The sequence below is a fragment of the Streptomyces sp. NPDC058373 genome (assembly GCF_042723275.1).
Taxonomy (GTDB): domain Bacteria; phylum Actinomycetota; class Actinomycetes; order Streptomycetales; family Streptomycetaceae; genus Streptomyces.
Genome location: NZ_JBHXJE010000014.1, coordinates 57,037 through 69,787, shown reverse-complemented (window position 1 = coordinate 69,787; position 12,751 = coordinate 57,037). Strand labels below are relative to the sequence as shown.

General features: G+C 73.6%; 9 protein-coding genes. 8 read left to right on the top strand and 1 reads right to left on the bottom strand.

Annotation, left to right across the window (positions count from 1 at the left end; genetic code table 11):
- Positions 1-123 precede the first annotated feature (123 nt).
- The 6 genes from ACFWMZ_RS11615 (at position 124) to ACFWMZ_RS11590 (ending at position 8,787) form a co-directional block, all read left to right on the top strand.
- Positions 124-1,413, top strand: coding sequence for an ABC transporter substrate-binding protein (locus tag ACFWMZ_RS11615; RefSeq protein ID WP_383201030.1), 1,290 nt, complete (start codon positions 124-126; stop codon positions 1,411-1,413).
- A 32-nt stretch (positions 1,414-1,445) separates the two neighbouring features.
- Complete coding sequence (locus ACFWMZ_RS11610) at positions 1,446-2,387, top strand: carbohydrate ABC transporter permease (protein WP_383201027.1); 942 nt, start codon at positions 1,446-1,448, stop codon at positions 2,385-2,387.
- Positions 2,388-2,400: 13 nt separating this feature from the next.
- Positions 2,401-3,228 carry a carbohydrate ABC transporter permease gene (locus ACFWMZ_RS11605; RefSeq protein ID WP_383201024.1) on the top strand — a complete coding sequence of 276 codons (828 nt, stop codon included), beginning with the start codon at positions 2,401-2,403 and terminating at the stop codon, positions 3,226-3,228.
- Between the two features lie 89 nt (positions 3,229-3,317).
- Positions 3,318-4,322 (top strand): LacI family DNA-binding transcriptional regulator, encoded by a 1,005-nt coding sequence (locus ACFWMZ_RS11600; protein WP_383201084.1) that lies wholly within the window; start codon positions 3,318-3,320, stop codon positions 4,320-4,322.
- Between the two features lie 115 nt (positions 4,323-4,437).
- Complete coding sequence (locus tag ACFWMZ_RS11595; RefSeq protein ID WP_383201021.1) at positions 4,438-6,372, top strand: cellulase family glycosylhydrolase; 1,935 nt, start codon at positions 4,438-4,440, stop codon at positions 6,370-6,372.
- A gap of 48 nt (positions 6,373-6,420) precedes the next feature.
- A complete protein-coding gene (locus ACFWMZ_RS11590) occupies positions 6,421-8,787 on the top strand; it encodes a glycoside hydrolase family 3 N-terminal domain-containing protein (protein WP_383201018.1) in 2,367 nt (788 codons plus the stop codon).
- Positions 8,788-9,156: 369 nt separating this feature from the next.
- Here ACFWMZ_RS11590 and ACFWMZ_RS11585 read toward each other — a convergent pair whose 3' ends face one another.
- Positions 9,157-10,131, bottom strand: coding sequence for a mannose-binding protein (locus tag ACFWMZ_RS11585; protein WP_383201015.1), 975 nt, complete (start codon positions 10,129-10,131; stop codon positions 9,157-9,159).
- Positions 10,132-10,730: 599 nt separating this feature from the next.
- On the opposite strand from ACFWMZ_RS11585, the gene ACFWMZ_RS11580 reads away from it, so the two are divergent.
- Together ACFWMZ_RS11580 and ACFWMZ_RS11575 are read left to right on the top strand one after the other, a co-directional pair.
- On the top strand, positions 10,731-11,483 hold the full coding sequence (locus ACFWMZ_RS11580) for a type VII secretion system-associated protein (protein WP_383201012.1): 753 nt from the start codon (positions 10,731-10,733) through the stop codon (positions 11,481-11,483).
- On the top strand, positions 11,480-12,676 hold the full coding sequence (locus ACFWMZ_RS11575) for a ricin-type beta-trefoil lectin domain protein (RefSeq protein ID WP_383201009.1): 1,197 nt from the start codon (positions 11,480-11,482) through the stop codon (positions 12,674-12,676). Before ACFWMZ_RS11580 ends, ACFWMZ_RS11575 begins: the two co-directional genes overlap by 4 nt.
- Positions 12,677-12,751: the final 75 nt, after the last annotated feature.

Sequence of the window (12,751 nt, the reverse complement as noted above, 5' to 3'; positions counted from 1 at the left end):
GTCGGGGTGTTCATCCCGCGCAACCAGGGGTTGACCGACGCCTCATGTGTCTCTAGGTTTCTCGCAACCCGCTGGTATATCGATTAACCAGCGCCGTCGCCCCCTGGTTGGAGACATCTCGCTGTGCGCTCACCTCTGAGTCGGCGCGGCTTCCTCGCTGCAGGCTCCGGCCTCGCTGCCGCCACCGCGTTCCCCGCCCTGTCCGGTTGTTCCGCCCTCGCCTCGACCGATTCCGATCCCGGGAGCCTGGTCGTCCACACCCAGCTCGGCACCACCGCTCCCGGGTCGCCCACGTACCGGGCGCTGGTCAAGGAGTTCCACGCGGAGCATCCCGGACTGCGGATCAAGAACCTGGTCAACGGCGACGACCTCCCGCAGGTGTACGAGACCTCGCGGCTGGCCCGTAAGGAGCCGGACGTCGTCATGGTCAACCTGTACGACAAGACGCTGGCCTGGACCGAGCTCGGGGCCACCGTCGACGTCAAGGGGTACCTGGACGACTGGGGGCTGCGGGAGCGGGTGCTGCCCGCCGCGCTCGAGGAGTGGACCGACGGCGAGGGACGGTTGCGGGCCTTCCCCTACTTCGCCGCCAACTGGCCCGTCGCCTTCAACACCACCCTGCTGGAGCGGGCCGGGGTCGGTTCCGTGCCCACCACCGGCGACCAGCTCATCGGCGCGGCCCGCAAGCTGAGGGCGAAGGGCATCGCCCCGGTGACCGTCGGCGGCAACGACTGGACCGGGCAGAAGCTGCTCGCCCAGATCATCCAGACCTTCCTCACCCCCGAGGAGGCGCGGAAGGTCTACGCGAGCGGCGACTTCGGCGGCCGGAGGGTGCGCGAGGGCATCGACTACTTCGTCGAGCTGCGGGACGCCGGCGTCTTCGCCGACAAGGCCCAGGGACTCACCTCGGACAGCATGACCACGCAGTACAACACCGAGGCCGCCGCGATCCAGTCCGCGATGTCCTCCGCGCTGGCGAAGGTCCCGGCGAGGACCGCCGCGCACAGCGAGGTCGGCGGCTGGCCGCTGGCACCGGGGGCGGCCCACGGCAAGCCGACCGTCATGCGGTCGTACACCCTCATCGGCTTCTGGATCAGTCCCAACGGGGTCAAGAAGATCTCCTCGGTCGAGAAGTTCCTGCGGTTCATGTACCGGCCCGAGAACGTCTCGCGCTTCATCACCGAGAGCGGGCGGGACATGGCCCTGGTGACCGACACCGTCAGCAAGGACTTCCCGCTGGTGGCGGCGGCGCAGCGGCTCGGTGACCGGGTCGGCCAGGTGCTCCTGCCCGATCTGTACGTCCCGCCGACCGCCACCCAGCCGCTGATCACGGCGACCAGCACCGCCTTCACCCGCGGCACCAGCGCGGCCACCGTGCGCTCCGCCCTCGAATCCGCCTACCGCACGGGCTGATCCCGCGCGCCGAGTCCCCAGGGGGATTCCCCATGACGTTGCTCTCGTCCGCCCCCGGCGGCGCCCCCGTCGCCCGGAGCACCCCGTCGGACCCCGCTCCCGGCCCCCGCCGCAAACGCGCGCAGGGCGGGGTCATCCTCGCTGTCCCGGCGCTGGCCTGGTACCTGCTCTTCATGGTCGGCCCGCTGGTCGCCATCTTCGTCATCGCCGCCCTGCACTGGCCCGGCATGCTCCAGCCGGTCTCCTTCGCCGGCCTCGGCAACGTCCGCACCGTCCTGGCCGACCCGGTCTTCGCGGACGCAGTGGCCAACACCGCCGTCCAGTTGGCCGTCGCGCTGCCCCTGATGATCGTGGGCGCGTACATGCTGGGCTACTACGTGGCGCAACAGCCCCCGGGCCACCGGATCCTGCGCTATCTGCTCTTCATCCCCGGCCTGATCTCCACGCCCGCCAAAGCGATGGTCTTCTACGCCGTCCTGTCGCCCGACGGCCTCTTCAACGGGGCGCTGGACAAGGTGGGCCTCGGATCGCTGACCGACGCCTGGCTCGCCTCGCCGTCGACCGCCCTCGCCTGCCTGATCGTGCTGGACGTGTGGAGCGGCATCGGGTTCACCGCCGTCCTCTTCGCCGCCCGGCTGGGCAGTGTGCCGGACGAGGTCGGGGAGGCCGCGCAGCTCGACGGAGCCGGGCACTGGCGGGCCATGTGGCGCATCCACTTCCCCATGATCCGGGACTTCGTGGGGGTCGTGACCATGCTCCAGTTCCTGTGGACCCTCTTCGGGTCGGCGCAGAACGTCCTGCTGCTCACCCAGGGCGGACCGGGCTCCTCGTCGACGACCCTCTCCTTCCTCGTCTACCAGAAGGCGTTCATCGCGGCCGACCTCGGCTACAGCCAGACCGTGGGCGTGTTCCTGTTCCTGGTCGGCCTGGCCGGGCTGCTGACCATCCGTCGCGTCTTCCGCCAGAACTACTGATCGGAGCGGTCCCATGAAGTTCGGAAGGTCCTGGCTGCCGGCCCATCTCCTCGCCTGGCTGTACGCGGCACTGCTCCTCGTCCCCCTCTACTACCTGCTGGTCTCGGCGTTCAAGACGAACGACCAGATCTTCGGCTCACCGTTCGCCCTGCCGACCTCGCTCTCCGCGCACAACTTCACCGAGGCGTTCACCTCGGCCGACCTGGGGGCGGCGGTCCTCAACTCCGTCCTGGTGACGGCGCTGGCCCTCGCGCTGACCCTGGCGCTGGCAATCCCGGCGGCCTTCGCCATCGCCCGTACGGAAGGGCGGCTCGGCGCGCTGGTGGAGCGGGTCTTCTCCCTCGGCTTCCTCGTACCGACGTTCGCCGCGCTCTTCCCCACGTTCCTGCTCGCCGCCGCGACCGGCCTGTTCCACACCCGGGCCTTCATGGTGCTGTTCCTGCCCGCCACGGCGATGCCGCTGTCGGTGGTGATCCTCGTGCAGTTCATGCGGACGATCCCGCGTGAGATGGAGGAGGCGGCGCGCATGGACGGCGCGTCCACCTTCGCCGTGCTGCGCCACGTGTACACCCCGATGTGCATGCCGGGCATCGCGACCATCCTGCTGCTGAACTTCCTGACCTTCTGGAACGAATACCTCTACTCGCTCGTCATCATCGGCCCCGACCCCGACCTGCGGACCGTGCAGGTGGCGCTGCCCACCCTCAAGTCCCTCACCGGCACCGACTACGGCATCCTGACCGCCGGCACGGTGCTCACACTGGTCCCGGTCTGGGCGGTCTACACCGTGCTGCAGAAGCGCATGCAACAGGCACTCGTCAGCGGGGCGGTGAAGATGTGAAGGAACGTCTCAAGGGACGGCCGGGCGAAGGCGTCTCCGGCCGACCGGAAGCGGGCTCCGGCAACGCGGCCCGGCCGACCATCAAGGCGGTGGCCGCGGCGGCGGGCGTCTCCACCGCCACGGTCTCCCAGGCGGTCAACGGAACGGGCCGGATCTCGGAGGCGACCCGCCACCGGGTCCTGGCGGCGGCGGCCGAGCTGGGCTGGTCGCCCAGCGCGTCGGCGACCGCACTGCGCCGGGCCAGGACCCGGACGATCGCCCTCGTGGTGCGCCGCCCGACCGACGTCCTGGGCGCCGACCCCCACTTCAGCGAACTGATCACCGGCCTGGAGGGCCAACTGGCCCCCCGCGGCTACGGTCTGCTCCTGCACCTGGTCCCGGACATGGCCGAGGAGAGCGCGCTGTACGAACGGCTCGTCGCCGAGGGCAGGATCGACGGCGCCGTGCTGACCGACGCCCGGGCGGACGATCCGCGCCCCGGTCTCCTCAAGGGCCTCGGGCTGCCCGCCGTCCTGCTCGGCGCGCCGGACCCCTCGGCGCCGGTGCCCGGGGTGGGCCTCGGGCAGCAGGGCGCGGGCGTCCGCGAGGCCGTCGCCCACCTGCTGGAGCTCGGACACCGGCGTATCGCCTACGTCGCGGGCCCCGCGGATCTGGTGCACTCCGGGGTGCGGCGGGCGGCGTTCGAGGGGGCGCTGGCCGAAGCGGGGCTGCGGCCGGCGGCCGTCCGGCACACCGACTTCACCGAGGAGGCCGCCGTCACCGTCACCGCCGGACTCCTCGCGCGCCCGGACCGGCCGACCGCCCTGGTCTTCCCCAACGACTCCATGGCCGTCTGCGGGATGGGCGCGGCCCAGCGCGCCGGACTGCGCGTGCCGGACGACGTCTCCGTCGTCGGCTACGACAACCTGCCGCTCGGCCGGTGGCTGCACCCCCGCCTCACCACGGTGGACCAACAGGTCCAACGGGTCGGCGCGGCGGCCGCCCTCACCCTCCTCGCCGGGTGCGGCGAGGAGGTCCCGCCGCCGCTCCTGGACGGCCGGCCACGGCTGGTCGTACGGGAGTCGACCGGCCCGGCGCCCGCCGCCCGGTCATGACCACCGCACCGCGTACCGCACGCGGGCCGCCGGGCCCGCTCCGTACCGCCGCCGGCTGGAACGCCCGCGCGACCGGCCCACCGAACCCGTACCCCGAGAGCATCCGAGAAGGATCATGCGACGCCACAGCGCCCAGCTCACCCATGACCACGCCGTGCTCCCCTGGCTCGGCGCCAACTTCTGGTCCCGCACCGGCGGGCCCCTGATGTGGCGGAACTACGAGCCGAAGACCGTGCGCGAGGAACTGGCCGTCCTGCGGGAGCACGGACTGACGATGACCCGCTCCTTCTTCTACTGGCCGGACTTCCACCCCGAGCCCGGCCGGATCGACGAGGAACTCTGCGACCGCTTCCGGGACTTCCTCGACGCCCACACCGAGGCGGGGATGGGGACCGTGCCGACGTTCATCGTCGGCCACATGTCAGGAGAGAACTGGGACCCGGTCTGGCGCGGTGGGCGGGACCTGTACGAGGACGTGTGGCTCGTCGGGCGGCAGGCGTGGTTCGTCTCCCAGATGACCCGGCGGTTCAAGGACCATCCCGCCGTGACCGGCTGGCTGATCACCAACGAGATGCCCGGCTACGGGCGGATCTACCAGGAGAACCCGCCCTCCAGCGACGTGGTGACCGCCTGGGCGCAGTTCATGTGCGACGCCGTCCGCGCCGCGGGCGGCACCCAGCCCGTGTCGCTGGGCGACGGGGCGTGGGGCATCGAGGTCACCGGCCGCGACAACGGGTTCTCGCTGCGGGACACGGCCGAGTACGTCGACTTCGTCGGGCCGCACGTCTACCGCTCGGACACCGACCGCCCCCGCCAGCACTACCGGGCCGCCTTCGAGTGCGAACTCGCCGCCGTCACCGGGCAGCCCGTGGTGCTGGAGGAGTTCGGCCTCTCCACTGACACCGTCTCCGCGGCCAACGCGGGGGTGTTCTACCGGCAGACCCTGCACAACTCGCTGCTCGGCGGGGCGACCGGCTGGATCGCGTGGAACAACACCGACTACGACGACCTGTGGGACCAGTCGCCGTACGACCACCACCCCTTCGAGATGCACTTCGGGATCACCGACAGCACGGGACACCCCAAGGAGCCGCTGCGTGAACTCGCCGACTTCGCCAAGGTGTTGGAGCGGGTCGACTTCGCGCGCTGCATGCGCACCGACGCGGACGCCGCGCTGGTGGTGCCCGCCTTCCTGGAACGCGGCTACCCCTACAGCCGCCCCGCGGACCGGCCGCTGATCTTCACCTCCCTGCACCAGGGGTACGTGGCGGCGCGCGGCGCGGATCTGCCCGTCGCCTTCGCCCGGGAGGCCGACGGACTGCCCGAGGACGCCGCGCTCTATCTGCTCCCCTCGACCCGGCAGTTCACCACCCGCACCCGCCGGGCGCTGGAGCGCCGGGCCCGGGAGGGGGCCACGGTCTACCTGTCGTTCTGCTCGGGCGAGCACCCGGGGACGCGCGGCCCGTGGTTCGACGACCTCGACGGCCTGTTCGGCGTGGAGCTCCAGCTCTCCTACGGCGTCGCCGAGCCGATCGAGGACGACGTCCTGGAGATGACGTTCACGGAGGACTTCGGGACGATAGCCGCGGGCGAGACCCTGACCTTCCCGGTCGCCGGCAACGAGGACAGCCGGGCCTACCTGCCGGTGGCCCCCAGGGGTGCCCGGGTGGTCGCCACCGACGCGCACGGTCGCCCGGCGCTGCTGCGCCACGACACGGGGCGGGGCCGCACGGTCCTGGCGACCTACCCGCTGGAGCACATGGCGGCCCGCACCGCCCGCGTCAACCCGGAGCAGACGCACCGGCTGTACGCCGCGCTCGCCAAGATCGCCGGGGCGGCGCGGCCGGTCACGGTGGACAGCCCGTACGTCGCCGCGGACACCCTGGTTCACGAGGACGGCAGGCACTTCGTGTGGTTGGTCAGCCAGTCCGGCACGGAGGTGACCGTCCGCCCGTCGGCCGACGGCGTACTGCACGGACTGGACGGCGAGGGCCCGGTGCGCGACGTGACGATTCCGCCGTACGGGGTGCGCGTCCTGGAACGGCGCTGAGCCGTCGCCCCTTCCCTCCCTTCCGCCGTGAGGTCAGGAGACCCAGCCGTGGCCGATGCCCTCTTCCGCGACCCCGCCGCCCCCGTCGCCGCCCGGGTGCGCGACCTGCTCGCGCGGATGACCCTCACCGAGAAGGTGGGCCAGGTCAACCAGCGGATGTACGGGTGGCACGCCTACGAGCGGACCCCGTCCGGACACCGGCTCACCGAGGCGTTCCACGCCGAGGTCGCCGCCTTCGACGGGATGGGCGCGCTGTACGGGTTGCAGCGCGCGGACCCCTGGTCGGGTGTGACGGCCGGGACCGGCATCGGCGCCGCGGACGGCGCGCGGGTCTCCGACGCCGTCCAGCGGCACGTGGTCGAGAACACCCGGCTGGGCATCCCGGTCCTGATGGTGGAGGAGATGCCGCACGGCCTCCAGGCGCTGGACGGCACCCTGCTGCCGGTGAACCTGGCCGTGGGGGCCACCTGGAACCCGGAGCTCTACGAGGAGGCCGTCGCGTCGGCCGCCGCGCAGCTGCGGGCGCGGGGCGGCCATGTGGCCCTGGTGTCGGCGCTCGACCTGGTGCGCGATCCGCGCTGGGGGCGGGCGGAGGAGTGCTTCGGCGAGGACCCGTACCTGGCGGCGCGGTTCACCGAGGCGCTGGTGCGCGGTGCGCAGGGACCGCCCGGCGAGCGGTTCGCGCCGGACCGGGCGGCCGTCGTGCTCAAACACTTCGCGGGCCAGGGGGCGACGGTCGGCGGCCGCAACAGCGCGGCGACCGAGCTGGGCGTCCGGGAACTCCACGAGATCCACCTGGAGGCCGCGCTGGCGGGGGTGCGGGCCGGGGTGGCCGGAGTGATGGCCGCGTACAACGAGTTCGACGGACTGCCGTGTGCCGCCAACCGTGAGCTGCTGACCGGCATCCTGCGGGAGAAGTGGGGGTTCAGCGGTGTGGTGATGGCTGACGGGCTGGCCCTGGACCGGCTGGTGCGGCTGGCCGGGGACCCGGTGGCGGCCGGGGCGACGGCCCTGGCGGCCGGCACCGATCTGAGCCTGTGGGACGGCTGCTTCCCGCGTCTGGCCGAGGCGGTCGAACGGGGGCTGGTCGACGAGGCGGCGCTCGACGTGGCGGTGGGCCGCGTCCTGGCCCTGAAGTTCCGGCTCGGCCTCTTCGAGCGGCCGTACACCGGTGAACGCGCCCCGGTCGCAGGACCGCGCGAGCTGAGCCGACGCATCGCCCGGGAGTCGGTCACGCTCCTGGCGAGCGACGGAGCGACGCTGCCCCTGACCGGCCGGGCGCGGATCGCGGTGCTGGGTCCGAACGCCGACTCCGTGCCGCAGCAGCTCGGCGACTACACCGCACCCCAGCGCCCCGGCTCGGGCATCAGCCTCCTCGAAGGGGTGCGGGCGGCAGCCCCGGCGGAGACCGAGGTCACGTACGCCCGCGGCTGCGACCTCGTCGGCGCGGACCGGTCGGCCCTCCCGGAGGCGGTGGCCCTCGCGGCCGGGGCGGACGTCGCGGTACTGGTGCTCGGCGGGTCGAGCGCCCGGGCGGCCGAGACGCACTTCGACGCCAACGGGGCGGCCCAGGTCACCGGCGACCCCGGTGGAATGACCTGCGGCGAAGGCGTGGACCTGGCCGAACTCGCGCTCCCCGAAGGCCAGTCGGCACTGCTCGACGCGATCGCGGCGACGGGCGTACCCGTGGTGGCCGTGCTGGTCCAGGGGCGGCCCCACGCGCTGCCGGACCTGACCGGGCGGGCGGCGGCGCTGCTCAGCGCCTGGTACCCCGGCCCCTGGGGCGGGCGCGCGGTGGCCGACGTGCTGTTCGGCACGGCGGAACCCACCGGGCGGCTCCCGGTGTCGGTGCCCCGGTCAGCCGCCCAACTGCCGGTCTTCTACAACGGGAAGGACCACGGCTACCGCGGCTACGCCGACCAGCCGGCCACCGCCCGCCACGCCTTCGGACACGGCCTGTCCTACACCACGGTGGAGTACGGCGCTCCGCGACTCACGCGCCCGGTCGCAGCGGTGACGGAGCTCGACGCGGAGGGCGGTGGGGCATCAGTGGTGTGCTCGGTCGAGGTGCGCAACACGGGGGACCGGCCGGTGCGCGAGACGGTCCAGCTCTACGTACGCCGCCTGCTCGGCGGAACCTCCTGGCCCCGGGTGCGGGAACTACGCGGCTTCCGCCACGTCGACCTCGGCCCCGGGGACGCGGCCGAGGCCTCCTTCACGATCGACGCCCGGGCGCTGGCGTCGGTCTCCCGCTCGGGAGAACGGGAGGTGGAAGCGGGGGAGTTCGCCATCGAGACCGGCCCCTCCTCGGACCGGACACAGGCAGCACGGCTCACGGTGCGCCCGTCACCTTCCCCGACGGCGGGGCCTGACCTGTCCGTACCGGCGGAGGACGCCCACGCGGACACCTGCTGACCTCGCCGACCGACCGGAAGCAGGACGCGTCCTGTGACTCCGCAGGCGTCAGCCGTCCTGAGCAGGGGGACCTTCTGTCGTCCTGGGCTGCCTGCCCGGCCACCGAGCGCCGCTGCGAGGCTGCGGACCCGGTCCGTAGCGCCGGCCTACCGGGCGGGCGGACCGTCGTCCTCCCCGGGATCTCCACGGGCGCGGCGCGTGGCGGGGGCCGCTGGAGGGCGCGGCCCGTATCGCCGGGCAGGCGGTTCGGGAGGCCGGGACGCGGATGGTGGAGGTCAGTTTCTTCCTGTTCGGCGAGCGGGCCCGCGAGGCGTTCGCCGCGCGGCTGCGCTGAGTCCTGGCCGGGTCGCAGTGGTGCCGTCCGGAGCGTCAGGTCGACCAGATGGCCTTGCCGTTGTGCAGCACGACCACCTTGCCGTCGGCCCGCAGGACCAACTGGGCGTTGGGGTGGCCGTGGGTGCGTGAGGCCCAGATGGGGCGGTCGTCGCCGTTGTGGATGACGAGGTTGCCGTCCTTCTGGAAGATCGCCCGGTGGTTCTCCCCGAACGTCATCGACGCCCAGATCGGCTTGTTCTTCTCGTTGTGGACGACGAGGTTTCCGTCGGGCTGCATCACCATGCGGATGCGGTTGGTGGTCCACGCCTGGTTGACCTCCAGGACGCTGACGGCGTACACGGTCTCGGTGGTCCAGTCGGGCTTCGGGGCCGCCTTCGGCTTCGGCTCGGCCTTCTTCTCCGGCGCGCTGGTGGCGGGTGCCGGGGGCGGGGCCGGGGCGACGGCCTTCGCCGGTTCGCTCGGCTTCGGCTTCTCCTCGGCCGGTGACGGGCTGGGCTTCTGCGCGACGTAGTCGTCGATGCCCGCGGTGCCCGGAGCCGGGTCCAGGACGGTGTCCGAGTCCTGCGCCGCCAGCTTCTGGGTCCCGTCCGGGCGCTCGCCGTCCTCCGCGCCGCCCGCCAGCAGCAGGGGAACGGCGATGAGCAGGGCACCGGCGAGGGCGGCCCCGGCGAGGACCGGTGTGCGCGGGCGTCCGCCGTCCACGCCGGTGCCCGACTTGGCCGCGGGGGGTACGGCGGCGGCCGCCACTGCGGCACGTTGCTCGGTGGCGGGGGCGGTGGCCTCCGCCGTGGGCCGCGCCTCGGCGGGTTCCGCAGCGGGGGAGGGGGCGGAACCGGCCCCGGCGGTGTTCGGCTTCCCCTCGGGTGCGGCCTGCGCCGCGGGGGCGGTCCCGGCCGCGTCGGAGGCGGCAGGCGGCCGCACGCTCCCGGCCGGTTTCGCGGAGGCGGCCCCCGGGTCGCCGGCGGGCTGCGGCTCCGGGTGCGCGGAGGCGGGGGGTCGGGAGGGCATGCGCGGACTCCTCGGTGAAGAGTTGTCGGGGGTGGCCAGGGGTCGCGCGCCGGGCCGCGCACGGACACCGGGTCGTGTCCTGCGGGCGGGAGCGCGTGCCGCGTCGGGGCGAACTGCTTGATCCTGCCGACGACGACCCCAACGTAGCCCTTCGCGGGGCGACGTGGGCCCCGGGCCGGGAGGTCCGCGGAGGCGTATCGTCCGGTCCTGTGCCACTGGTCCCGGAAAGTCCCCGGAACGGGCAGTGAACGGGCGCTGGGCAGGGCCCTTTCGGGCTCGGCGCGGGCGCCCACGGGCGGAGCCGGTGTGGCATTCTTTGACCTCGGCCGGTCGGTGTCGGTGCGCGCGTGTGCGGCGCGCCGGGGACGGCCGCCAGGGGACGCCCCCCTAGGGGGTGTCTGGCAAACCCCGCACGGCGCCCGAGGCGCCCGGCACGCACTCTCGCCGCACCGGGCGAAAGCCCGAGTACGCCCAGTACGAGGACTTCCGCCCGGCGCGCCGAGAGCACGCACCGGACACCACGGACACCGCACAGGATTGGTCAGACACCCCCTAGGGGGCCGAACGCGCTCAAGAGGTGGCAGGAGTCCAGAAGTTCCGTGAAGATACGGCTCGGAGAACAGCCAGTGGCCGGGCGCGACGCCCAGGCTCCGCTGACCGGTGCCGAACCGCCCGCCGGCCCGGGCCCGCAGGACCTCCCCGCGATACCCGAGGCCGTACGAATCGCCGCGGCGCAGGCACCCGGGCACTGGATCGGCGTGGTCGACCCGGAGTGGACCGCCGAGCGCACACCCCCGGAATGGGCGGTGGCCGGCGAGTGGCGGTCGCAGGACAGCGGCGAGGTCGGGACGTACCGGCCCAACCCGGCCTACCGGCCCTCCGCCCGCGTGCTGGGCTGGCCCGAGCCCACAGACCCGGTCGACGCGGCGGCGCAGCGCGCCGCGACCGGCTACGGATCGGACCAGGAGGCCGTCGCCGCGCTGGCGGAGGCGGAGATCACCGTGGTGGCCGGACCGGACGGCGGACCGCTGCTCGCCGCCGGGCGGGACGGCGCGCCGGTGGTGCTGGTGTTCACCGCGCCGCAGCACGCGTTCACCTCCCCGGTACTTCGGCATGACACCCTCTCCGCCCGGGAGCTGGCCCGTTCGCTGCCCGGTGCCGGTACCCAGTTGCTGGTCAACTCCGGTGCCGCGGCCCCGTTGCTCGTCCCCGCCGACCAGCTCCGCGGCGACGGGCCGACCGCCACCGACCACGACCCGGCAGCCCGCGGGGGCGGTGGCCCCGCGGAACCGGCGGACGGCACCGGCAGCCCCGCCGCACCCTCGTCCCACACCTCACGGAGGTCCCCGTGACGCCTTCGGCGCAGCAGCCACCCACCTCTCCGGCTGCCCGTACCGAGTCCACCGCCGGGCCGCGGCCCGCGACGGGCCCCGACGCCGCGAATGCGGAGGCGGAGGGCGCCGTACTCCCGGAGCAGGAGGCCCCTGGAGCCGGGCGCGAGAGCGCGGCGGAGCCGGAGGCCGGGGCCGGTGAGGGCACCGGGCCCGCCGCACGGCCCGACTCCGGCGCCGGCCCGGCCGCCGAGCCCGGGTCAGCTTCCGCCTCCGGCTCCGCGGCCGGGGCCGGTTCCGCGACCGAGACGGAATCGGCCGCCGAGGCCGACCCCGGCGCCGCCGCCGCTGCCAAGAGCCGACTCCCCGCTCTCGTACGGACCGTGACCACCACCGCCATCGACCGGCCGCAGGAGGCGGCCGGGCCGGTGGGGCGGCCGGGCAGGGCCGTGCTGGCCGCCGCCGCCGTCGCCGGGGCACTGCTCGTCTCCGCGCCGTTCCTGCTGCTCGGCGCGGACGACGACGACAAGGGCGACAAGGCGTCCAAGGCCGCGGCGACCGTGCTCGGCGGCGACGACCGGGGCGACCCGGGCGACTTCGTGGTGAGCCCCCCGAGCGCCGGACCCTCCGAGGACGAGAAGGACGACGAGAAGGAGGCCCGGAAGGCGGAGGAGCCCCCGGCCAAGGCCGCCGAGGACGCCGGGAAGGGCGGCGAGCCGGAGAAGGACGCCGAAGCCGGGGAGAAGAAGGAGACGGCGAAGAAGCCGTCCGGGAATTCCGGCGCCGAGAAGAAGCCGAACGCCGGCAAGCCGGCCGCGGGCCCGGCCCTCGGGGCCCCGGTGACGCTGCGCAGCCACCTGTCCGGCCGCTGCCTGGACGTACCGGGGAGCGACTTCAGCGACGGCAAGCGGCTGTGGGTGTGGGACTGCAACGGCGCCGACGCGCAGAAGTTCCACTTCGCCTCCGACGGCACCATCCGCATCAAGGGCCTGTGCATGGACGTCGCGTGGGCCGACTTCAGCGACGGGACCCCGATCCAGCTCGCGCACTGCTCCGGCAACCCCGCCCAGAAGTTCGTGCTCAACCCGTCCCACGACCTGGTCAACACGGTCGTGGGGAAGTGCGTCGACATCGTCGGCAGCGACCGGGGACGGGGCGTCTGGCTCCAGCTGTGGACCTGCACGGGTGCGGACAACCAGAAGTGGAGCGTCTGACCCGGAGCGACGGGGGCCAGGCCCCCGTGCCCGCTCCCACGCGGGCAGGATGATGGCAGAGACGGTTCGCCGGAC

Excerpts from the sequence above, each read along its gene's own strand:
- ACFWMZ_RS11610 (WP_383201027.1), top strand. The coding sequence starts at position 1,446 with ATGACGTTGCTCTCGTCCGCCCCCGGCGGCGCCCCCGTCGCCCGGAGC.
- ACFWMZ_RS11605 (WP_383201024.1), top strand. The coding sequence starts at position 2,401 with ATGAAGTTCGGAAGGTCCTGGCTGCCGGCCCATCTCCTCGCCTGGCTG.
- ACFWMZ_RS11595 (WP_383201021.1), top strand. The coding sequence starts at position 4,438 with ATGCGACGCCACAGCGCCCAGCTCACCCATGACCACGCCGTGCTCCCC.
- ACFWMZ_RS11585 (WP_383201015.1), bottom strand. The coding sequence starts at position 10,131 with ATGCCCTCCCGACCCCCCGCCTCCGCGCACCCGGAGCCGCAGCCCGCC.